The organism is Deltaproteobacteria bacterium (assembly GCA_016709225.1).
Lineage (GTDB): Bacteria > Myxococcota_A > Polyangia > Nannocystales > Nannocystaceae > Xiheibacterium > Xiheibacterium phototrophicum.
Map to the genome: position 1 here is coordinate 1,462,639 of JADJEE010000001.1, position 21,747 is coordinate 1,484,385.

The window sequence follows — 21,747 nt, forward strand, 5'->3', positions numbered from 1 at the left end:
CCGCGGCCGCGAGCCGTGGTACGAACCGAGCCGTACCCATGAAGGTTCGCCTCACCGAGCTCAGTCGCGCCGCTGGTTGAGCGGGCAAGCTCCGAATCTCGGAGTTGGCGCAGGTCCTGCGCCGTTTGCCGCACCACCACGACGACGACCTCATGGTCGGCACCGAGACCCGCGACGACGCGGCGGTGTACCGAATGGGTTCGCGCGCCCTGGTGTTCACCGCGGACTTCTTCGCGCCGGTGGTCGACGACCCGTACGACTTCGGCCGCATCGCCGCGACCAACGCCCTCTCGGACGTGTACGCCATGGGTGGCACGCCGCGGGTGGCGCTCAACCTGCTGGCCGCACCCGCCAAGCTGCTCGGCCCGCGGACCATCGCAGCGATCCTCCGCGGCGGTGCCGATGCATGTCGCGAGGCGGGGACCACCGTCGGGGGCGGCCACTCGGTCGACGACCCCGAGCCGAAGTTCGGGCTCGCGGTGCTCGGGGTCGTGCCGCCCAAGGCGGTGTGGCGCAACGTCGGCGCCCGCGAAGGTGATGCGCTGGTGCTCACCAAGCCGCTCGGGGTCGGCGTGGTGACCACGGCGATCAAGCGGGGCCTCGCACGTCCGGCGGAGATCCGCGCAGTGACGCGGCTGATGTCGACCCTCAACCGCGACGCCGCGGCGGCCCTGCGCACGATCGGGCGAGGCGTGCACGCGGTCACCGACGTCACCGGCTTCGGCTTGCTCGGCCACCTCTTCGAGATGCTCGATGGCTCGAAGGTGTCGGCCCGACTCAGGCTGGCGGCGGTGCCGGTACTCGCGGCAGCGCGGCGTCTGGCGCACCTCGACGCATTCGCCGGCGGCTCGCGGGCCAACCTCGCATCGGTCGCCAAGCGCTTGGTGCTCGCGCCGGGGCTGCCCGAGACCTCGGGCCTGCTGCTGGCCGACGCGCAGACCTCCGGCGGGCTGCTGGCGGCGGTCGGCCCACGCGCCCTACCCCGCGCGCTCGCGGCCCTCGACGCCGCGGGCGTGGTCGGCCACGTGATCGGTCACCTCGAGGCCGCGCCCCGCGGCCGTGTGCGCGTCCACGTCGAGCCCTGACGCCCTGACGCGCCCGGGCATCACGGCTCGAGCTCGCCGAGCGCCAGCACCTCGAGCAGGTTGCGGTGCCCGATGGCGCGTCGCTGCAGCGCCTCGATGGCCTCGCGCTCGACGTGGGCCAGCCGCACCGCCGCGCCGCACCAGCGATCGCGGGCATCGATGACGACCTCGCGACGCGAGCGCGAGGCATGGACGATGGTGCCGTCGCCGAGCGCGAGGCCGACGTGGCACGGGGCCTCGAGCTCGCTCCACTGTGCCACGAGCGTACCGGCGCGGTCGGGCCCGAGCCCGTCGTGGGGACCGATCGCGAGCTGATCGGCGGAGTGTCGCGGCACCCGCCAACCGATCGCCGACAGCAGTCGCTGCACCAACGCCGAGCAATCGATGCCGTTCGGGGTGCCGCCGCCGATGCGGTACGGCGCACCGAGATGAAGCTGCACCGCGGCCGCGACGGCCCCGTCGTGCCACGACGGCGGCGATGCGAAGCAGGGTGCCGGCACGCGCGGGCCGAGCGGCATGCCCTGCAGCCAGCCGAGCGTGCCGTCGGGCACCCGCACCAGCGTCGCGTCGTCGAGCACCGCCAAACGTTCGAGCGGACCATCGGCGGGCACGAGCTCCGTGACGCGCTCGCGCGGATCGTCGCGGTCCGGCCGACGCCACAGTGACACCACATCGCCGGGCACCGCGTGGAAGCCGTCTCCGGCCAGCCACCCGACGCCGCGCAGATCGATGGTCGCGCCGGGCACCGCCGCGGCGAGGCTGCGACGGATCCGCGACAGCAGGCGCGGCGCGACCACCTCGCCGTGCACGCGCAGGTGGCCGGCGTCGCCGTCGACCTGCAGCCGCACGTGGGTCCACCCGAACTGCGCCAGCGCCCACGCACGAACCTCGTCGATGGCCGCGTGCGCAGACGAAAGCGACGACGACGTGCTCACGTACGGGCCCCGAGCACGCGCCGGACCTCGTCGACGTCGGAGAACGGCAGCTCCTCGCCACCGACCAGCTGGCCGCGCTCGTGGCCCTTGCCCGCGACCACGACGACGTCGCCGGGGCCGGCGTCGGCGATCGCCTGCTCGATCGCACGGGCCCGATCGAGCTCGACGCGCGGCCGGGCTCGAGCGCCGCGCACGACCCCCGCGACGAGCGAGGCCGCGATCGCGGCCGGGTCCTCGCGGCGAGGGTTGTCGTTGGTGATCCACACGTCGTCGGCCCGGGCGCCCACCGCTTCGCCCATCGGCTCGCGCTTCTCGGGCGTGCTGTCGCCGCCGGCGCCGAACACCACGAGCACGCGACCGCGCGCGAGCCGTCGCGCCGCGTCGCAGGTGCGCGCGAGCGCGTCGGCCGAGTGGGCGTAGTCGATCGCGACCACCGGGTCGTCGTGCAGCACCTCGAAGCGCCCCGGCACCGGCAACGCGCTGGCGAGCCCCCGCACGATCGCGTCGGCGGGCGCCCCCGCGGCGTCCATCGCCAGCGCGGCCGCGAGCGCGTTCTCGGCGAACACGTCGCCGACCATGCGCAGCCGCAGCACGCCGCCGAGCGCATCCGCGAGCGGACCGGGCACCAAGACCGCCGTGGTGCCGGCGGCGGTGAGCTCGGTGCTGGCGATCGCGAGATCGGCGGGCGTCAGCGCCGGGCCGCGGGCGGGCGCGTGGAAGAAGCGTCGCCGCACGTCGGCGGGCACCGCCTGGTGGATGAGCATCGCCGCCGGATCGGCGGCATTGAGCACGCACGTCCGCCCCGGCCCGAGGTGGACGAATAGCTGCGCCTTGGCGGCGAGGTAGTGCTCCCACGTGCCGTGGGTCTGCAGGTGATCGGGCGAGAGGTTGGTGAACACGCCGAGGTCGAAGCGCCAGCGCTTGGCGTAGCCCTCGGCGAGTCCCTTGCTGGTGGCCTCCACCACGGCCCACGTGATGCCGCGCTGCTGCGCGCGCTCGAAGGCGACATGGAAGCCGTGCAGCGTGCGTGGCAGATCGTCTTGCCGCACCTCGTCGATGAAGTAGCCGACCGTGCTGATGGTCAGCACGGAGTGGCCCCACGCGCGCACGATCGCGGCCTGCAGCTGCGTGGTCGAGGTCTTGCCGTTGGTGCCGGTGACCCCGATGGTGAAGAAGCCCTCGGCCCATCCGAACGGGGGCTGCGTGGGCCGATCGGGCTGCATCACGGCGTTCGACCTCGGCCAGGAGTTGGCGTCGCCTGCGTCACACGCCGCACATGCCACAGCCGAACGCGTCGACGTCCTCGACGCAGATGTCGTCCCAGCCCGACGCGCAGCAGGGCTCGTCCATCCCGCACACGCAGTCCTGGATGGCCTCGTTGGTGCAGCCGGGGGTCGCGTGGGCTTCGCAGCAGTCACCGACGTCGATGCCGCCGGAGTCGGAGCCGCTGCCGCTGTCGGCCGCGCTGGTGCTGCCACTGTCGGCCGCGCCCGAGCTGCCGCTGTCGGCGACACCCGAGCTGCCGCTGTCGGCTGCGCCCGTGCTCGCCGAGTCGGTCGCGCTGGCATCGGTGGTGCTCGCGGTGGTGGACGCCGTGGTGCTCGCAGTGGTGTTGGCCGAGCCGCTGTCGCCACCGCTGTCGTCACCGTTGTCGGTGATGATGCAGCCGGGCGCGAGCGACACCAGCGGCGCCGACATCAACGAGACCAGGGCGAGGAACTTCTGGGGATCAATCTTCATGGTGGCGCAGTCTCCTAGGGTCGCGAACCTTCGACGTCGCGTCGTCGCTTCGCGGGTACCTCGAACGGATGCCACAAGCGCGCCGCGCTTGGCCAGGAAAATCGCGGCGAACGCGGTCCTTCGCCGCGACCTCGGCCCGCTGTTAGGATTCGCAGCTCCGATGGAACACCGCGCACCCGAGCTGGCGCAGATCCGAGCCGACGCGGCGAACCTCGCCGACGCGATCGTGCAGACCCCGATGTGGTGGTGGCGGACCGACGCGATCACGGCAAGCCGCGGCCCGATCGGGCTGCAGCTCAAGCTCGAGCTGATGCAGGCCACCGGCAGCTTCAAGGCCCGCGGCGCGTTGCTGGCCGCCCGTGAACTCGACGCCGACGCCCGCGCGCGCGGGCTGGTGGCGGTCAGTGCCGGCAACCACGCCATCGCGGTGTCGTGGGCAGCCCGCGTGCAGGGCAGCCACGCCAAGGTCGTGATGCCGCGCAGCGCCGATCCGTGGCGGGTCCAGCGGTGCCGCGAGCAGGGCGGCGAGGTGCTGCTGGTCGACGACGTCCACGCCGCCTTCGCGACTGCCCAGCGCATCGCCGACGACGAGGGGCGCACGATGATCCACCCGTTCGAGGGCCCCACGGTCGCGCGCGGCACCGGCACCATCGCGCTCGAGATCCTCGACGCGTTGCCGCGACTCGACGCCATCGTGGTGCCGATCGGCGGCGGTGGGCTGTGTGGCGGCATCGCAGCCGCGACCAAGCAGCTGCGCCCGGAGGTGGCGGTGTACGGCGTCGAACCGATCGGCGCCGACTCCATGCACCGCAGCTTCGCGGCCGGCTCGCCGCAGGGCATCGACGCCGTGCGGACCATCGCCGACAGCCTCGGCGCCCCCCATGCCGCGCCCTACAGCTTCGCGCTGTGCCGACGCTTCGTCGACGATCTCGTGCGTATCGACGACGACATGATGATCCGCGCGATGGCGCTGCTGTACGCGGAGACCAAGCTCGCGGTCGAGCCCGCCGCGGCGGCCGCCACCGCAGCGGTGTTGGGGCCGCTGGCCGAGCGGCTCGCCGGCCGCGAGGTCGCGGTGTTGGTGTGCGGTGCCAACCTGGCGCCGCGACGCTTCGCGGAGCTCGTGTCGCCGCCGCAGTGACGTACGCTTGCCCTCGACGAGGGCATGACCATGAAGCACCCCACCATCTGCGACGCCGTGCTCGCCGGCGCGCTCGCGACCGCGGGCGGCTGCGCGAGCGACCGCCGCGACGCCGGCGACGCGGGAGCTGCCGCGCAGAGCGGCATCAGCCAGGGCAGCGATGACGGCATCGATCCCAGCGCCACCGGCAACGACGACGCCGACGTGCTCGACGTCGGTCAGGTCAGCGGCGCATCGGCCGGCGACGGCGGTGAGGGTGGCGACTGCCCGTGCGAGAACGTCCTGGACGGCATCTACGTGCTGCACTCCACCGATCCACCGGCGGTGTACTTCTACGATCCCCCTGCCAACACCTTCACGCCGGTGGGGCAGCTGGGCTGCGTCGCCGAGCTCGGTGCAACCGCGAACTCGATGGCGATCGATCGCCAGGGCAACGCGACGCTGAACTACTACTCGCTGTCGGGCCTGCAGCCGAGCGGCCGGATGTACCGCGCGCCGCTGTCGAACCTGACCGACTGCGAGGATCTCGGCTACCACGCCCAGGGCGCGTGGTTCTTGCTCGGCATGGGCTACGCGGTCGATGGCGCCGGCAGCAGCTGCGACACGCTGTTCGTCTACGACAGCGATCAGTACACCGACTACCCCGACTTCGCGCCCGGCGGCTCGCAGCTGGCGCGCTGGGACGACGCCACCGCGTCGACCGTGCCGCTGGGCGCAACCGCGTACCCGGTCGCGGAGCTGAGCGGCACCGGCGACGCGCGGCTGTTCGCGTTCGCGACCGTGGCCAGCAACCAGTCGGTGCTCGTGCAGCTCGACAAGTCGAGCGGGGCCGAGCTCGAGTCGACGCCGCTGGTCGGCCTCGACATCACCAACGCGTTCGCGTTCGCCTTCTGGGGCGGCGACGTCTACTTCTTCACCGAGACCAGCCCGGGCGCGAGCACCAGCAAGGTCACGCGGCTGGACTACGACGGCAGCGACGGTGGCGGTCTGACGGTGGTGAACCCCGACGCCGGCATCCACATCGCCGGTGCGGGGGTCTCGACCTGCGCCTCGTTCACGCCCCCGGCGTAGCGCGTCGGCGTCGACGAGCGAGGCGGCCGCGCCGTCTTGCCCTCGTGATCGCCGTGATCGCCGATGCGCGCGCTCGGAGGGTCGACTTCAGTAGTCGTCGACGAGATCCGCGACCACCTGGTCGGCGCCGCAGTGGCCCACCAGCACGCGGAGGATCTTGGTCTCGTCCATGCCGGGATAGAACCCGCGCTGCTGCTCGAGCACGTCGAGGTCGGGGTCGGCGTCGACGTCGTCGCTCGGCCGCAGCTCCTGCACGAACAGGTTGGGCCCATCGTCGCAGCGACCGAAGCAGGTGTAGCTGCGCACCACCGCGCGCCCCTGCAGCGAGGGGTCGGCGGCGATGGTGCGCTCCACCAGCTGCACCAACCGCTCGCTCTCGTGCATCACACCGCAGCTCGGGCCATCACAGATGCGCAGACAGTAGCGGGGTCGGGACATCGGTGCAGTTCGCCTGGGTGCAGCTGGTCTCGCGCGTCGCCGCGTGCGCCGGCCGACGGCGGTCGTCGAGACCGGCGTGGATGAAAGCACGCAGCGCCGGTTCGCACAACGGGTCGGCGACCACCTCGCGCAGCGCGTCGGCGGCCAGCTCGGCGTGCGCACCGTCGTCGCCCGACATCGACAGCAGCGCCGCGGTGGCCTGGCGCAGCGCGGTCGACTCGTAGGCCACCGCCTGATCGGCGTGGTAGCGCCGCACGAACGTCACGAGGGGATCGACGGCGGCCGGATCGCGCAGCTGCGCCAGCGTCTCGACCACCTCGACCAGCTCGGCCGCCGAGGTGCCGGGGTCGAGCAACAACACCGCGAGCGCGTCGATCACCTCGCGCCGCCCGGAGCTCGCGGCGTCGCGGATCGCCCGCACGCGGGAGGTCGCGTCGTCGCCGAAGCGTGGCCGCTCGCGCAGCGCCGTCAGTACCGCTGCGACGTCGGCCTCGGAGCCCGCGCCCCAGCGCCCGCGCGCCAGCACGGCCGCGTGGTCGCGCAGCGCCTCGGCGGCACGGGTCTGTTCGCCGCGGATCTGTCCGCTCGACAACGCCAGCACCGCCGCGCGCACGTGGGCCTCGTCGTCGCGCCACAGCAGCTCGGCCGCCAGGCGCTGGGCCGGCAGCAGCCGCGGATCGGGATCCTGCACCAGCGCGTGCAACCCTGCGATCACGTCGTCGCCGGGTGGCGCGTCGTCGGCATGGCCTTGCGCCACGCGATCCGAGACCAGCACCAACGCGCCCCGCACCGCACCGGCCCCCGCGATGCGATCGAGCTCGCGCCCCGACCCGCGCGAGAGCTGGACGATCGCGCCGTCCTCCCGCACCAACACCACGCGCTCGCCGGCGACCTCCATCGCCACGAACTCGCCCTTGTCCTCGCGATGCACCCAGCGGGTGCGCTGTGGGCGACCGTCGGCCGACAACCGCATCGCCACCACCGCGCGTCGCGACAGCAGGATCGCGTCGCGCCCGAGCGCGCGCTCGCCCAGATCGAGGAACAGCCGCAGCCGCTCGTCGTCGCCGTGACCGTCGTCGATCACGCGGCCAGCCGGGAACACCGGCGCCGCCGCGCCCTCGAGCGCGTGGCTGCGACCGCCCTGCCCCAGCTCGACCCAACGATTGCCGCCACCGACGAACCACGCGTGGCCGCGGTGCAGCACCCGGGCCCCGGCGCCCAGCGCCGACGGCAGCTGCTCGCGCGCCAGCTCGCGGCCGGTGGCGAGCCGCAGCGCGACGACCTCGTCGCCCATCGGCACCACCGCGACGGTGCCGGCCACCGCCGGCGCGCCCAGCAATCGATCGGCGGCGCGACGCCAGCGAACGTGGCCGTCGTAGCTCGACAGCGCGACGACCTCGGCGGTCGCACCGCGTCGTCCTCCGACCACGGTCGCAATCACGGCGCCGCCGTCGGCGGCCAGCGCCGTGAGGGCCTCGCCCGGCAGCTCGGCCGAGAACCGCGGGGCCCCGGTCGCGCGATCGACCGCGACCAGGCGATGGCCCGTGATCGGCAGGAACACGGTCGTCGCGTTGGCCACGGGGTGCCCGGTGACGTCGACCGGGAGGGTCCACAGCGTGCGCGCGTGCACGGGATCGATGGCGCGCACGCTGCCGTGCTCGACCAACACCACGACCTGCGTCGCGAGCTCGCGTGCAGCCCCCGCGCGCGAGCCATCGGCCGCGTGCGCCAGCAGGTTGCCGTGTGCGGGCGCGTCGTGGGCCAGCACGCGCGCGCAGCCGGTCGCCAGCAGCGATGCGCCCAGCACCAGCGCCGCGGTGACCGCCGCACGTGCCATCAGCTCGGATCCTCCACCCACAACGCCGGCGGTTGCGCGAGCTCGGCGGCGAGCTCCGCGTCGCGGGCCAGCAGCTCCTGCACGCACGCGTCCGCGCGTGCACTCGGGTGCAGCGTCGCCAGCGAGACCGCCAGCCTGCGCACCGCGATGTCGACATCGGCGGCCGCGAAGGCGACCGCGGACTCGGCCGCGGCGGCCCCCTGCTCGGCCCACGCCGCCACCGCGCGCACGCGGACCTCGGCGCGCCGGTAGCCAGTCAGCTCCCGCACGAGTGCATCGAGCTCGGCGCGCGGCGCCGCGCGATAGGCATCGAGCAGCGCCAGCAGCACGCCCGGCGGCACGCCTTGGTGGACCCGCTCGACCACCGCCGCGGCGGCCAGGGGATCGGGATCGTGCAACCAGCCCAGCAGCTGCGTCGAGAGCTCCTCGACGCTACGCGCGGGCGCCTCGGCCGCGAGCGCAGTGCCGGCATCGCCGAGCACCAGCGCCCCCACGAGGCCGAGGCATGAAATCGATCGGACGATGACGCGGCGCGACATGGTGGGCTCCCCTTGCCGCCCGTGCATCGACCCCCGAAGCGGCCGACTTGAGCGCCCCACCGCGGCGCCGGCGGCCGGTGACGGGCCGCCCTTGCGACCGCCACCTTTCAGGGGAAGTTGCCGTTGAAGCGGCGCACGAACACGTTGCGGTCCGCGGCCGAGCCGCTGCTGTACGCGACGATGGGCTCGTCGGCGCCGCGGATGGTGATCTCGGGCTCCTCCTGGAACGCGGTCGTCACGAGGTTCACGCGGAACTCGACCCCGACCGCGGCGCCCGCCAGGTCGTAGCGCTGGCCGTACACGCCGGTGAGGTTGCCGTCCTGGTTGGCCGACACCCACGCGATCATGTAGTCGCCGTCGCCATTGAGCGCGACGGTGGGGTTGTTCTGCGAGCCGCTGGTGTACGTGTTGACGATCACCTCGCCGGCCTGGGCGACCCCGGAGCTGTTGTAGCGCCGAGCGACCACGGCGCTGCTGTCACCGTCTTGGTTGTCGCTGGTCCACGCGATCACGAACGCGCCGTTGGGATTCACCGAGATGCTCGGCTGGCTCTGGTTCGCCGTGGTGGTGGTGTTCACCGCGGTCTCGCCGGCCAGCGCGGTGCCGGCATTGTTGAAGCGACGGTGGTAGACCCCGAAGCCATCGCCGTCCTGATCGTTGCTCGACTGCCAGGCGACGGTCCAGTTGCCGTTGCTCGCGCGGCCGACCGCCGGCAGCTGCTGATCGCCGCTGGTGGTGGCGTTGACCTGGATCGCAGCGCCCTGCGCGACCGCGCTGCTGTTGTAGCGCTGACACATCACCTCGAAGCTCGCGACCGGGCGATCGTCGTAGCAGATCACGAACGCGCCGCCGTTGTCGGCCGCGATGTCGGGGCGACGTTGGATGCCGGTCGTGCTCGCGTTGACCTGGAACTCCGCGGTCGCGACGTTGCCACCGGAGTCGTAGCGCTTGGCGAACACGCCGGTGGAGTCGCCGTCGGGCGACTCCCACGTCACCACGAAGCCGCTGTCGTAGACCGCCACCGAGGGGTTGCGCTGTGCGCCCGCGGTGGTGGTGTTGACGCGGAACTCGGTGCCGAACGGCTGGCCGGCGTTGTCGTACATCTGCGCGTAGACGCCGGAATCGTCGCCATCCTGGCCGGCGTTCGCCAGCGACGCGACGCTCGACCACGCGACCACATAGTAGTTGCCGCCGGGCGCAGCCCCGATGGTCGGCGCGAGCTGGAGATCGGTGGTGTACGTGTTGACGGTGTCCTCGCCCCCGATGTCACAGGGGTTGGGGCAGCTGCCCTCGCAGTCGATGCCGAGTTCGTCGCCGTTGGCGGTCGCATCGCTGCAGCTCGGCGCCTGGCAGGTGTTGAGCGTGCAGACGTCGCTGACGCAGTCGTCGTCGGCGATGCACTGATCGCCCGTGATGCAGGTGGGACCACAGCTGGCGCCGCAGTCGACGTCGGTCTCGTCGCCGTTCTCGAGCCCGTCGAAGCAGTCGGGCGCCGAGCAGAGGTTGTTCTCGCAGACCTGCTCGATGCAGTCGCCGCCGTCGAGGCAGCTCTCGCCGACCTCGCAGCTCGCACCGCAGGTGCCGCCGCAGTCGAGATCGGTCTCATCACCGTTGAGCACACCGTCGAGGCAGTCGGGCGCCGAGCAGTGGCCGAACTCGCACACGCCCTGCGCACAGTCGCCGCCGTCGAAGCAGTCCTCGCCGGTGGTACAGGTCGCGCCACAGGTACCGCCGCAGTCGACGTCGGTCTCGTCGCCGTTTTGCACGGCGTCGTCACACGCCGGCAGCGCGCAGCTCCCTGCCGTGCACACGCCACTCTGGCAATCCGTGCCGACGCTGCAGCCACCGCCGTCGGGGCAGTCGGCACAGGTGCCGCCGCAGTCCTCGTCGGTCTCGTCGCCGTTCTGGACACCGTCGTTGCAGCCCGGCGCCTGGCAGTTGCCGTTCTCGCAGATTCCGCTCACGCAGTCCGAGTTGTCGACGCAGCTGAGCGTGTTGCCGCACGGATCGCAGGCACCGCCGCAATCGATGTCGGTCTCGTCGCCGTTCAAGTGGCCGTCGTCGCAGGCCGGCGCCGCGCAGGTCATGGTGGCGGCATCGCAGATGTGCGAGTCGCAATCCGCGTTCACCTTGCAGTCGTCGCCAGGGCCGCAGTCGGGGCAGTCGATGCCGCCGCAGTCGACGTCGCTCTCGTGGCTGTCCTTGACGCCGTTGTCGCAGGCCGCGGGCTCGCACACGCCGGCGTTGCAGAACTCGGTCTGCGCACAGTCGTTGTCGTCCTCGCAGCCCCCGCTGCCGCCGCATGCGTTGGGGCAATCGCCGCCGCAGTCGACCCCGTCTTCGCTGCCGTTCTGCACCGTGTCGTAGCAGGTTGCGCTCTGGCACACGCCGCCGTCGCAGACCAGCGAGTAGCAGTCCTCGAGCACGGCGCAGCCCTGCCCGTCGTCGCACGGGTGGCAGCTGCCGCCGCAGTCGACGTCGGTCTCGTCGCCGTTGTGCACGCCGTCGAAGCAATCCGGTTCGCCCGCGGTGCCGGCGGTCGGCTCGGTGGTGCTGTCGTCGGCGGTGGCGCTGCTGCTGTCACCGCCCGAGAGCGTGTCGATGCCGTCGCCGGCGCTGGTGGTGTCGTCGGTCGCCGGCACGTCCTCGTTGGGACATGCGGCGATGCCGAGTGCGAGCGCGGGTAGAAGCGAAAGTCGAGCAAGCGATGCAGTGCGGCGCATGAACGTCCCCCCGGAGCGTGGCCGTGAGCATGTGCGGGTGTGATACCCGTACGTGCAACCATGGTTACCTATTTTTCAATCAACATTCCAGGACAACATGCGCGGCCTCGCTCCCGAGTTGGGCCGGGCGATCCCGAGCCCGCCGGCGTGGCCGTTCGGGCGATCCCCGCGAGGTCGCGGTCCGCTGGGGCCATCCCGCGGCGATGCTCGGATGCGCGCGGTCGATCAAATCGATTGACTTGGGCTCACGCTCACAGTTATTTCATAGTATGAACGGTCGAAGCCGAGCGGCGGGGGGCTAGCTCGGCCACGGAAATTTCCGCACACGAAGGGTCGAAGCCCGTGTCGACCCCGACGCCTCGAAACGCCGCGAACCATCGCGAGGTCCATCCATGCATCGTCGTGCACTTCGTCTTTCCTTGTTGGTCGCTTGCAACCTCGGTGTGCTGACGGCGGGCTGCGCCGGTGATGCCACCGAGGCCGATGGTGGCGGTGCCGACAGCTCGGCGAGCAGCGGCGGCGCGACCGACTCGATCGGCACGCTCACCGCGGCCTCGGCGGACTCGAGCGGCGGCATGTCGGCCTCGCAGGGCTCGATGTCGGCGGGCAGCGACTCGAGCGCGACCGACTCGGCGGGCACCGACTCCGCGGGCACCGACTCCGCAGGCACCGACTCCGCGGGCACCGACTCCGCGGGCACCGACTCCGCAGGCACCGACTCCGCGGGCACCGACTCCGCAGGCACCGACTCGGATTCCGACACCGGCATCGGGCCCGGCGATCCGCCGACCGAGCCGCCGGGCGTCGACGTCGGCCTGTGCAACCCGCCCGGCGAGCAGCAGTGGTGCTACAGCGGCGCGCCGCCGACCTACAACATCGGCATCTGCCATCCCGGCATCCAGGAGTGTCAGCAGATCGACCTCGACGTCGGTCAGTGGGGCCCGTGCGGCGACGAGCAGACGCCCGAGATGGAGGTCTGCGACGGCCTCGACAACGACTGCGACGGCGAGGTCGACGAGGACCAGGGCACCTCGCACTGCGGGCTCGGCATCTGCGCCCACGACGAGGCCACCTGCGTCGACGGTGAGCCCAACGAGTGCGATCCCAACGAGGGCGCCGGCATGGAGGTCTGCAACGGCCTCGACGACGACTGCGACGGGATGATCGACGACGGACTCGGCGACCAGGAGGTCGAGTGCGGCCTCGGCCAGTGCGAGCACACCGTCAGCGCCTGCGACGACGGTGGCAACCCGCCCGCGTGCGACCCGCTCGAGGGCGCGAGCATGGAGGTCTGCGACGGCATCGACAACGACTGCGACGGCGACACCGACGAGGATCTCGGCGACCTGAGCTGCGGCGTCGGTCAGTGCGCGCACACCCTGCCGGCGTGCATCAACGGCATCCCGCAGACCTGCGATCCGTACGACGGCGCGACCACCGAGGAGTGCGACGGCATCGACAACGACTGCGACGGCCTCACCGATGAGGACCAGGGCAACTGGGTCTGCGGCAGCTTCGACTGCCAGGTTTCGGTGCCGACCTGCATCGACGGCGTGCCGCAGCCGCCCGAGAGCTGCGTGCCGCTGCCGGGCGGCGACGAGATCTGCGGCGACGGCATCGACAACAACTGCGACGGCGAGTCGCCCGACTGCGTCGAGACCTTCCTGGTCGGCACCGACAACCAGATCCGGCCGGTCGACATCGTGTGGGCCATCGACACCTCGGGCTCGATGTCCGAGGAGATCCAGACCGTCGAGGACAACATCAACAGCTTCGCGTCGACCCTCGCCGCCTCGGGCTCGTCGACCCGCCTGCACCTCATCGCCGATCGCGGCACCGGCACCTTCAACATCTGCGTGGCGCCGCCGCTGGGTGGCAACGCCTGTGCCGACAACGCGCCACAGTTCTACCAGTACGACACCAACGGCACCGGCGTCTCGATGGCGCACAGCAACAACGCGCTCGGCCGCATCATGCAGCAGTCGCCGACCTGGATCCCGCGCCTGCAGACCGGATCGCACATCGCGTTCATCGTCACCACCGATGACAACGGCGACGACACCAGCTTCACCGAGACCGCGCTGAACCTCAGTGTCGTCGGTGGCCAGCACGCCGAGTGCAGCAACGGCTTCATCGCCGACAACACCACCGGCGACCCCTGCCGCTGGGACGACCCCAACTCCAACAACTTCTACACCTCGCTGGCGGAGAACTCGACCAACTACGGCTTCAACGGCTACTTCGGGTTCGAGGGCTTCATGGCGAACTTCTTCCCCGCCCATGTGCCCGATGCCGACTGGTCGTTCTACCCCATCATCGGCGGCACCGGCACCAACGTGCTGACCGGCGGCGACGATGCCTACGAGTTCTCGTGCGCGACGCGGGCGGCCAACGGCATCGAGTACGTGCGCCTGGCGCTGTTCACCTCGCGGCAGGACTCCATGACCGCGATCTGTGCCAACGACTGGGACCTCGACGGCCTGGCGTCGGACATCGTCAGCAGCATCCCGAACGACACCTACGTGCTCACCGGCAACCCCGCGGGGCAGTGCCTCAACATCAACCCTGCGACCATCGAGGTGTTGGTGAACGCGATCCCGATGCCGGCGACCGACTGGAGCTACGACGCGCCGAGCTGCACGCTGACGATCACCAACAACGTCCCGGTCGTTGGCGACAACGTCGTCATCGTCTACGACAACTTCTGACCATGACGGGGCATCGCACCATGACCACCCGCTCTCCGCGCGCCCGCCTCGCCCGCTCGCTCGTCGCCGCCACCGTGATCGCGGCGTGCGGCGGCGACGATCCCGGCACCAACGCCGACGACAGCTCGACCACCATCGACGGCATCTTCTCGATCTCCGGCCAGAGCGCCGAAGGCACCACCACCAGCGACGACGGCAGCGCCGATTCCAGCAGCGGCGAGCCGACCCAGCTCAACTGCGACAAGATCGACTTCGTGTTCGTCATCGACAACTCGTCGTCGATGGCCGACGAGCAGCAGAACCTGGTCGAGGCGGTGCCCGGCTTCGTCGACGCCATGCGTACCGCGCTGCCGACGGTGAAGTCGTTCCGCGTCGGCGTGGTCGACACCGACAGCTACCCGGGGCTCGGCACGCTCGAGAACCCGGTCGACGGCTGCCCCACCGAGGGCGTCGACTGCAGCGCGTGCGACTACCAGCTCGGCGCGTTCCTCGACAAGCCCGAGTCCGCGGCCGACCCCGCCAGCTCGTGCAACTTCTCGACCGGCGCCGCCTACATGGAGGGCGCCGCCGAGAGCTTCCCCGACGAGTTCGCGTGCGCGGCGATCGTCGGCACCCAGGGCAACCCGGTCGAGCAGCAGCTCGGTGCGCTCACGGCCTCGGTCGACCCCGCCAACAGCGGCGCGGGCGCGTGCAACGAGGGCTTCGTCCGCGACGACGCGCTGCTGGTGTTCCTGCTCATCACCGACGAGGAGGACGACCACACCGACGCGCCGGCGCCCCAGGGCGGCAGCAACGGCGAGCCCGGCGACTGGCACGATCAGCTGGTGGTGGCGAAGAACGGCAAGAGCACCAACGTGGTCGCGCTCGGCCTCATCGGCGGCTCGCCGCGCTTCGCCGACTGCACCGCGCTGTCGGCCGACGGCAAGGGCGCCGAGCAGAGCACGCGGCTGCGCATGTTCTTCGACATGTTCGAGACCCACTTCGAGGGCAGCGTGTGCGCCTCCGGCTACGACGCGTTCTTCGACGACGCGCTCACGAAGGTCGCCGAGGGCTGCATGAACTTCATCCCGTAGTCCGGCCGGGGGCCACCGGCCGGGAGATCCCGCCGGCGGCCGCAACCGCCGATTCCTTGGGGTTTCGGGCCCGGGGTTGCTAGCGTCCCGGACCATGGCCCGCAGTGGACCTCCGTGCTCGTGCGAAGTGGTGGAGCAGCTCGCGACGGGCTCCGCGGTCGCAAGCCTTCTGACGGAGTTCGGACTCGACGGCGCGCGCCTGGCCGAGGCCCGCAGCGCGCTGCACGGCAGCTGCGGCCCGGAATCCGGTGACTGGCGCGCACGCCTGGGCGACGGCGGGCGCGACGATCCCCACGAGCGCCTGCTGGCGATCGTGCGCTCGGCCGACAGCCACGGCTACCGGCTGCTCGAGGCGGTCGGGGTCTCGTGCCCGGCGCTGCGACGGGGTTTGGTCGAGCGGCGCCGGCCGGCGGCTCGGGGCCTCGCCGCGCGGAGCGAACGCGCCGTGCGACGCATCGACCGCAGCGATCGCGCGGACTCGGCCCGGGTGCCGCGACTGCCGTTGACCCCTCGCAACGCCGAGCGACAGCCGCGGGCGACGAGCCCACGCCCACGGGCCTTCGCGCCGGCCGGCCCCAGCGAGCCGAGCGTGCGCACGCCCCGACGTACGCCCGACGACGCACCGCCGGCGCGCCGCGGCGAGCCGGCCGTCCCACCGCCGACCAGCGCGGCCGTGGCGGCCACGCCGATCGCGAGCCCGATGCCCACGGCGATCGCCCCGGCCGCGGTCGCGCGATCGCGACAGCCGCGGCCGCAGCCCCTCGATCCGTCGGCGTTGCCGAAGCTGTGCGGTCGCGACGACGAGCTCGCGCGTCTGCGTGACGCGGCCGCGCGCACCACCGGTCGCACGGTGTTGCTGTGCGGCGCGCCCGGCAGCGGGCGCTCGCTGCTGGCCCGCCACCTCGCGCGCGCCGAGGCGCGCCCCGTGTTCGCGCTCAGTGCCCTCGACTACCTCGACGACGACGACGACGCGCTCGCCGAGGCGTTGGCCGAGGCCGACGATCGCGGCGCGCTGGTGCTGTTCGACGATCTCGACAAGCGCGTGCTCGACAGCGCGCCGAGCTGGCTGCCGCTCTTGGCCCAGGCGTGGACCCGCGATGCGCCGCGGGTGCTGCCGGTGGTGTCCTTCGAGGGGCTCATGCGGCTCACGCAGTGGCTGCCGGGCGTGCTCGAGTCGACCGACGTGATCCGCATCGCGCCGCTGGTCGGGCCCGCGATCGCCGAGGCGGTCGCTGCTGCGACGCCGACGGTGCTCGGCGCCCACGGTGTCACGCTGCCGCCGGAGCTGACGGCCGCCGAGTTCGCGCGGCTGAGCGATCGCTACCTCGGGGGTATTGCCCAGCCAGGCCGCGCGCTCGATCTCTTGGATCTCGCGTGCGCGCGCGCCGGTCGACGCGGCGACGCGGTGGTGCAGCGCACCGCGGTGCTCGAGCTGGTCGCCGAGCGCAGCGGGGTGCCGCGCTCGCGCATCGAGGCCCACTCCGATCAGGACGCGCTCGAGCTCGAGGGCCGCATCGCCGAGCGCGTGGTCGGGCACCGCGAGGCGGTGGTGGCGATCTCCGAGCTGGTCCGTCGCGCGCGCGCGGGCCTGGCCGGCTCGCGGCCGATGCTGACGGCGCTGCTGCTGGGCCCCTCTGGGGTCGGCAAGACCGAGCTGGCCAAGGCGCTGTCGCAGGCGCTGTTCGAGCGCGACGACGCGCTGGTGCGGCTCGACATGAGCGAGTACAGCGAGCCCCACGCGGTCGCGCGCATCGTCGGGGCCCCGCCGGGCTACGTCGGCTTCGAACAGGGCGGCGCGCTCACCGATCCGCTGCTCGCACGGCCGCACGCGGTCGTGCTCCTCGACGAGATCGAGAAGGCCCACCGCGACGTGCACCAGCTGCTCTTGCAGGTGCTCGACGAGGGCCGGCTCACCGATGGTCGCGGGCGCACGATCGACTTCCGCCACGCCGCGATCCTGATGACCTCGAACCTCGGCGCCGATCACCTGCGCCGCGATCGCCACGGCGTCCATCTCGACGCCGACGCGGTGCTCGACGCGGCCCGCGGCGCCTTCCCCATCGAGCTGTGGAACCGCATCGAGGCGCCGCTGGTGATGCAGCCGCTCGGCCACGACGAGCTGCGCCGGATCTGCCGCAAGCTCGCGCGCGCCTCGAGCGATCGCCTCCTGCGCGAGCGCGGCGTCCGCTACGAGCTGTCCGACGACGCCTGCGAGCGGCTCATCGCCAAGGCCGGCGACGACCCGCGCCTGGGCGCCCGACCGCTGCGTCACCTGGTGGCGCGCGAGGTCGATCCGCTGGTGGCCGATCGCGTGCTGCGGGGTCGCGTGCGCGCGGGTGCGCAGCTGGTGGTCGACGTCGACCGCAGCGGCTTCGTGGTGCGCTGACGCGGGCGCGACGAGCCGGGGGCAGCTGCTACTGGAACGCGAACCTGCACGCGCCGAGGTGCGGCAGCGATCCGCAGCTCGGCGCCTGACCCGTCTCGAACTCCGCCACGCAGTGCGTGTCGGGCAGCACCGCGCCGCAGTCGTCGGCGCCGTCGAGATCGCAGTACGGCGAGCAGCAGCCGGCGGCTGCACAGGCCGGGAGCTGCTCCGCCGGCACGCAGCGCAGCCCGATCGCGCACGCGTCGTCGAAGTCGCACGGACCACCGGGTCCGGCGAGCTCATCGGCGTTGGGCATGCACATGAAGCCCTCGGACGATCGACGACAGCCCAAGTCCACCGGACAGTCGGACGCCAGCGGATCGCACATCGTCATGCACAGCGCGAATCCGTTACTGCCGCGGCGACAGGGACTGCAGGCATCGGCGCACCACGGTGCGGCCTCGCTGCCGCGGCACAGCGCGACGCACTCGCTCGGCTCGCCGGCCGCCGCGAAGCACATCGCCCCGCGCTCGCAATCGTCGAAGCCGCCGTAGGGCTCGCCCTCGACGGTGCAGCTGGCCCCGACCGGGAGCGGACGCGCAACGATCGGCACGCAGCGGGCGGCCTCCCAGCCGCCGTCGGTGCCGTACCACGCACACTTCTGGCCGAGCGGGCAGTCCTGCGCCCAGGGATCGCAACCCCGCACCGCCGCGCCGAGATCCGGCGGCAGGAGGAAGCCGCCGTCGTCATCCGAACCGGGCGCTGCCGTGTCGCCATCACCCGTGCTGGCATCGGCGGCGCTCGTGCGCCCATCGCTGGCCCCGCCAGCGTCCGCGTCGTGCGTGGCGTCGGTCGAGGACGTGCCAGTGGTGGCTTGCCCACCGCCGCCGTGGGCACCCCCGCCGTCGGTCACGACCGCCGCGGGGCCGCAGCCGAGCGCGACCGCGACCGCCCAACATCCACGACGCAAGCCGCGGCGCACGACGAGCTCCTGCTCGACACCCATGTCCGCGATCGTAGCAGGATCGGGGGCGCGAGGCAGGCACCGCTGACGCGGCGCCCCGCTCACGCGAACGCGACCAGCCAGGTGACATGCCCGAGCAGCGCGAGCGCGAGCACGCCGCTGACCGCGAAGCTGATCGTGCGCCACGGCTGCAGCTCGTGCAGGTACGCGTACGCGTGGGCGATGCGGGTCGCCACGAAGGCACCAAAGCCGAGCTGCGCCGGCAGGGCCGGACCGCCGGCCATGACGTAGAGCAGGCCCAGCAGCGCGAACGGAACCGTCAGCGCCATCGCGTTGCCGTGGGCGCGCAGCACCCGGGCGACCTCGGCCGGATCGGTGGGCACCAGCGTCGCACCGCGGGCGACCGTGCCGAGGTCCTCCTGGTTCATCACGGTCTTCGAGCGGCCGCGCAGGGCACCGCTGCGGGCCCAGAGGTAGAGCAGGTTGCCGCACAGCACGATCATCGAGAGGGCGTACGCGCGGAAGGTGGGGTCGTGGGTCCAGGTCTGCATGGGTTCGACCAGGGGTCGATCGGGGCCGGCCCCAATCGACAGCCGGATCGACAGCCGGACCGACAGCCGGATCGACAGCCGGATCGACAGCCGGATCGACAGCCGGATCGACAGCCGGATCGACGGCGGCGCGACAATCCCCGCGCTTGACCGCGGCCCCCCGCGTGCGCCAAGACCCCGCCATGCAGATCCTCGTCACCGGCAGCGCGGGCCACCTCGGTGAGGCGCTGGTGCTGTCGCTGCGCGACGCCGGCCACCGGGTCCGCGGGCTCGATCGCCTGCCCTCGCCCACCACCGACCTGCTGGGTTCGATCACCGATGCGGACGTCGTCGCGCGGGCGGTCGCGGGCGTCGACGCGATCGTGCACACCGCGACGCTGCACAAGCCCCACGTCGACACGCACCCCCGGCAGGCCTTCGTCGACACCAACGTCACCGGCACGCTGCAGCTGCTCGAGGCCGCCGTGCGCGAGGGCTGCCCGCGCTTCGTGTTCACCAGCACCACCAGCACCTTCGGGCGCGCGCTGACGCCTGCGCCCGGCGAGCCCGCGGCGTGGATCACCGAGGCGGTCACGCCGGTGCCGAAGAACATCTACGGCGTCACCAAGACCGCCGCCGAGGATCTGTGCGCGCTGTTCCACCGCGATCACGGGCTCGCCTGCGTGGTGCTGCGGACCTCGCGGTTCTTCCCCGAGGACGACGACGATCCGGCAGCGCGCGCGCGGGCCTCGAGCGACAACCTCAAGGCCAACGAGTTCCTGTACCGCCGGGTCGAGCTGGCCGACGCGGTCGCGGCCCACGTCGCCGCGCTCGATCGCGCCGACGCGATCGGCGGGCGCCGCTACATCATCAGCGCGACCACGCCGTTCGTACCCGCCGACGCACCGCGGCTGGCCCTCGACGCCGCGGCGGTGATCCGCGAGCGCTTCCCCGACGCAGCGGCGATCTACGCCGCGCGCGGCTGGCAGCTGCCCGCCACGCTCGACCGCGTCTACGACAACACCGCCGCGCGCCGCGAGCTCGGCTGGCAGCCCCGCTTCGACTTCCGTCACGTGCTCGATCGCGTGCGGGCGGGCGATGACGTGCTCGGACCGCTCGCGGCCCGCGTCGGCGCGAAGGGCTACCACCGCCGGTGAGCGGACGCGGCACGTCGCGAAGCGCTGTCGACGTCGGCGTCGCCGCCCGGCTCACCCCTGCAGCCGCTCGAGCAGCCGGGTCCCGACCCACTCGTACACCGCGGCGGCGCCTGGCGGCAGTGCGTCGCGGTGCGCGGCGATGCCGGCTCGATCGCCGCGGGTCGCGGGGCCGCTGATGCCGGCGGGCACGCCGAGCGCGAGCAGGTTGGTGACCGCGCTGGTCAGCAGGCTGCCGAGCAGTGCGGTGCGCAGCGACGCGTCGGCGCCGAGGTCCTGCCACACCGACTCGGCCTCGAGGGTGAGCACCGCGAGGTGGTTGGCGACCAGGGCACACGCGGCGTGGTAGGCCGTGCGCGCGCGGGCGTCGAGGCCGTTCAAGTCGAGCACCGGCGCGGGCCCGACCAGGCGGCGCGCCATCGCGTCGGCGGCGGGGTCGCCCTCGATGCCGAACGCGGCGTGGTCGAGGATCGACGGCGGCGTCGCGCCGGCACGCATGCTCGCGGCGGGGTGCAGCGATCCGCAGGGGTACCCGGCGGCGCGCAGCGGCGCGAGCACGTCCTGGCTGCGGCGCGCACCGGCGGCGTGCAGCACCACGGTGCCGGGTGGAATGCGACCGACCAATGCGGCGGCGATCGGTGTGATCGCGGGGTCGCGCACGGCGATCCACACCACGTCGGGTGGCGCCGCGGGCAGCGGCCCGCCGTCGGCGGTCGCGTGCCCGCCCAGCACCGTGACCGCGTGGCCGCGCCGACGCAAGAAAGGCTCCGCGTGCGCGCGCACGTGGCCGGTGCCGACCAGCCACACCGACGCGCCGGTCGGTCGCAGCATCGCGAGCACCGCGGCCGGCACCGCCTCGGCCAGCTTCGCCGCGGCCGCGGGGGTGCCCTCGGCGATCCAGCCCCGGATCGCCCGGCTGCTCACCTCCGGCAGCGCGCAGTGATCGGGCGGCGCGTAGCCGGCCCGCGGGACCACCAAGGGCGCGAAGCGCCGTTCGATCTCGTCCCAGCGGTGCCACTTCGCGGTGTCCCCCGAGGCCGTGATGTCCGAGCCGACCACCAGGCGCACGACACTGCTCGGATGACGCGCCGCGATCGCCTCGAGCAGACGCAGCGTGTAGCTCGGTCCAGGGTCGGCCGCCGCGAGCTCGCGCTCGATGTCGCTGACCTCGAGCCACGGACCGTAGTCGGCCATCGCCGCCCGACACCACGCGAGCCGCTCGGCGAACGGCGGCATCGACTTGCCGAAGGGGTGATCGGCGACCGGCGCCACGATCACACGGTCGACCCACCCGCGCGCACGCAGGTACGCCGGCAGCAACACGTGGCCGAGGTGCGGCGGATCGAAGGCACCACCGAGCACGCCGAGGACCGGAGCAGAGTTCATGCGACGCACGATAGGACGTCGGCTAGGCGCGCGAAACCGTTGGCAACCACGTGTGCGC

Annotated in this window: 17 protein-coding genes; 7 read left to right on the forward strand and 10 right to left on the reverse strand. The window is 72.6% G+C overall.

Annotated features, from left to right (window positions below):
- Positions 1-38: 38 nt before the first annotated feature.
- A complete protein-coding gene (gene selD, locus IPH07_06095; GenBank protein ID MBK6916952.1) occupies positions 39-1,085 on the forward strand; it encodes a selenide, water dikinase SelD in 1,047 nt (348 codons plus the stop codon).
- 20 nt (positions 1,086-1,105) lie between these two features.
- Here the strand turns inward: selD and IPH07_06100 are convergent, their stop codons facing one another.
- The 3 genes from IPH07_06100 to IPH07_06110 are packed head-to-tail and all read right to left on the reverse strand — an operon-like array spanning position 1,106 to position 3,760.
- Positions 1,106-2,020 (reverse strand): C40 family peptidase, encoded by a 915-nt coding sequence (locus IPH07_06100; protein MBK6916953.1) that lies wholly within the window; start codon positions 2,018-2,020, stop codon positions 1,106-1,108.
- On the reverse strand, positions 2,017-3,243 hold the full coding sequence (gene murE, locus IPH07_06105; GenBank protein MBK6916954.1) for a UDP-N-acetylmuramyl-tripeptide synthetase: 1,227 nt from the start codon (positions 3,241-3,243) through the stop codon (positions 2,017-2,019). Before murE ends, IPH07_06100 begins: the two co-directional genes overlap by 4 nt.
- Before the next feature lie 40 nt (positions 3,244-3,283).
- Positions 3,284-3,760 carry a hypothetical protein gene (locus IPH07_06110; GenBank protein MBK6916955.1) on the reverse strand — a complete coding sequence of 159 codons (477 nt, stop codon included), beginning with the start codon at positions 3,758-3,760 and terminating at the stop codon, positions 3,284-3,286.
- A gap of 160 nt (positions 3,761-3,920) precedes the next feature.
- Here IPH07_06110 and IPH07_06115 point away from each other — a divergent pair, with 160 nt between their 5' ends.
- Complete coding sequence (locus tag IPH07_06115) at positions 3,921-4,901, forward strand: pyridoxal-phosphate dependent enzyme (protein MBK6916956.1); 981 nt, start codon at positions 3,921-3,923, stop codon at positions 4,899-4,901.
- Positions 4,902-4,931: 30 nt separating this feature from the next.
- Complete coding sequence (locus IPH07_06120) at positions 4,932-5,972, forward strand: hypothetical protein (GenBank protein ID MBK6916957.1); 1,041 nt, start codon at positions 4,932-4,934, stop codon at positions 5,970-5,972.
- 87 nt (positions 5,973-6,059) lie between these two features.
- On the opposite strand, the gene IPH07_06125 is transcribed toward IPH07_06120, so the two are convergent.
- The 4 genes from IPH07_06125 to IPH07_06140 form a co-directional block, all read right to left on the reverse strand.
- Positions 6,060-6,410, reverse strand: a complete 351-nt coding sequence (locus tag IPH07_06125) for a (2Fe-2S) ferredoxin domain-containing protein (protein MBK6916958.1) — start codon at positions 6,408-6,410, stop codon at positions 6,060-6,062.
- Entirely contained in the window at positions 6,376-8,247 is a 1,872-nt protein-coding gene (locus IPH07_06130; protein MBK6916959.1) for a PQQ-binding-like beta-propeller repeat protein, read from the reverse strand. Before IPH07_06130 ends, IPH07_06125 begins: the two co-directional genes overlap by 35 nt.
- Positions 8,247-8,786: a hypothetical protein gene (locus IPH07_06135; protein ID MBK6916960.1), complete on the reverse strand. Its 540-nt coding sequence runs from the start codon at positions 8,784-8,786 to the stop codon at positions 8,247-8,249. The genes IPH07_06130 and IPH07_06135 overlap by 1 nt, the downstream gene beginning before the upstream one ends.
- A gap of 107 nt (positions 8,787-8,893) precedes the next feature.
- Entirely contained in the window at positions 8,894-11,509 is a 2,616-nt protein-coding gene (locus tag IPH07_06140) for a hypothetical protein (protein MBK6916961.1), read from the reverse strand.
- A 419-nt stretch (positions 11,510-11,928) separates the two neighbouring features.
- Here IPH07_06140 and IPH07_06145 point away from each other — a divergent pair, with 419 nt between their 5' ends.
- The 3 genes from IPH07_06145 to IPH07_06155 all read left to right on the forward strand — a co-directional run bounded on the left by IPH07_06145 (position 11,929) and on the right by IPH07_06155 (position 17,676).
- The gene (locus tag IPH07_06145) at positions 11,929-14,217 is read left to right on the forward strand and encodes a hypothetical protein (protein ID MBK6916962.1); all 2,289 of its coding nucleotides are present in this window, start codon (positions 11,929-11,931) and stop codon (positions 14,215-14,217) included.
- Between the two features lie 20 nt (positions 14,218-14,237).
- Positions 14,238-15,290, forward strand: coding sequence for a VWA domain-containing protein (locus tag IPH07_06150; GenBank protein MBK6916963.1), 1,053 nt, complete (start codon positions 14,238-14,240; stop codon positions 15,288-15,290).
- A 94-nt stretch (positions 15,291-15,384) separates the two neighbouring features.
- Complete coding sequence (locus tag IPH07_06155; protein MBK6916964.1) at positions 15,385-17,676, forward strand: AAA family ATPase; 2,292 nt, start codon at positions 15,385-15,387, stop codon at positions 17,674-17,676.
- A 28-nt stretch (positions 17,677-17,704) separates the two neighbouring features.
- On the opposite strand, the gene IPH07_06160 is transcribed toward IPH07_06155, so the two are convergent.
- Both IPH07_06160 and IPH07_06165 read right to left on the reverse strand, forming a co-directional pair.
- Entirely contained in the window at positions 17,705-18,661 is a 957-nt protein-coding gene (locus tag IPH07_06160; GenBank protein MBK6916965.1) for a hypothetical protein, read from the reverse strand.
- Positions 18,662-18,720: 59 nt separating this feature from the next.
- Entirely contained in the window at positions 18,721-19,170 is a 450-nt protein-coding gene (locus tag IPH07_06165) for an MAPEG family protein (protein ID MBK6916966.1), read from the reverse strand.
- Positions 19,171-19,352: 182 nt separating this feature from the next.
- On the opposite strand from IPH07_06165, the gene IPH07_06170 reads away from it, so the two are divergent.
- Positions 19,353-20,306 (forward strand): NAD(P)-dependent oxidoreductase, encoded by a 954-nt coding sequence (locus tag IPH07_06170; protein ID MBK6916967.1) that lies wholly within the window; start codon positions 19,353-19,355, stop codon positions 20,304-20,306.
- Positions 20,307-20,357: 51 nt separating this feature from the next.
- Here the strand turns inward: IPH07_06170 and IPH07_06175 are convergent, their stop codons facing one another.
- The gene (locus IPH07_06175; protein ID MBK6916968.1) at positions 20,358-21,689 is read right to left on the reverse strand and encodes a DUF2520 domain-containing protein; all 1,332 of its coding nucleotides are present in this window, start codon (positions 21,687-21,689) and stop codon (positions 20,358-20,360) included.
- Positions 21,690-21,747 lie beyond the last annotated feature (58 nt).

Coding starts and splice junctions, on each gene's coding strand:
- murE (MBK6916954.1), bottom strand. CDS start 3,243: ATGCAGCCCGATCGGCCCACGCAGCCCCCGTTCGGATGGGCCGAGGGC.
- IPH07_06110 (MBK6916955.1), bottom strand. CDS start 3,760: ATGAAGATTGATCCCCAGAAGTTCCTCGCCCTGGTCTCGTTGATGTCG.
- IPH07_06115 (MBK6916956.1), top strand. CDS start 3,921: ATGGAACACCGCGCACCCGAGCTGGCGCAGATCCGAGCCGACGCGGCG.
- IPH07_06120 (MBK6916957.1), top strand. CDS start 4,932: ATGAAGCACCCCACCATCTGCGACGCCGTGCTCGCCGGCGCGCTCGCG.
- IPH07_06125 (MBK6916958.1), bottom strand. CDS start 6,410: ATGTCCCGACCCCGCTACTGTCTGCGCATCTGTGATGGCCCGAGCTGC.
- IPH07_06130 (MBK6916959.1), bottom strand. CDS start 8,247: ATGGCACGTGCGGCGGTCACCGCGGCGCTGGTGCTGGGCGCATCGCTG.
- IPH07_06135 (MBK6916960.1), bottom strand. CDS start 8,786: ATGTCGCGCCGCGTCATCGTCCGATCGATTTCATGCCTCGGCCTCGTG.
- IPH07_06140 (MBK6916961.1), bottom strand. CDS start 11,509: ATGCGCCGCACTGCATCGCTTGCTCGACTTTCGCTTCTACCCGCGCTC.
- IPH07_06150 (MBK6916963.1), top strand. CDS start 14,238: ATGACCACCCGCTCTCCGCGCGCCCGCCTCGCCCGCTCGCTCGTCGCC.
- IPH07_06155 (MBK6916964.1), top strand. CDS start 15,385: ATGGCCCGCAGTGGACCTCCGTGCTCGTGCGAAGTGGTGGAGCAGCTC.
- IPH07_06160 (MBK6916965.1), bottom strand. CDS start 18,661: ATGGGTGTCGAGCAGGAGCTCGTCGTGCGCCGCGGCTTGCGTCGTGGA.
- IPH07_06165 (MBK6916966.1), bottom strand. CDS start 19,170: ATGCAGACCTGGACCCACGACCCCACCTTCCGCGCGTACGCCCTCTCG.
- IPH07_06170 (MBK6916967.1), top strand. CDS start 19,353: ATGCAGATCCTCGTCACCGGCAGCGCGGGCCACCTCGGTGAGGCGCTG.
- IPH07_06175 (MBK6916968.1), bottom strand. CDS start 21,689: ATGAACTCTGCTCCGGTCCTCGGCGTGCTCGGTGGTGCCTTCGATCCG.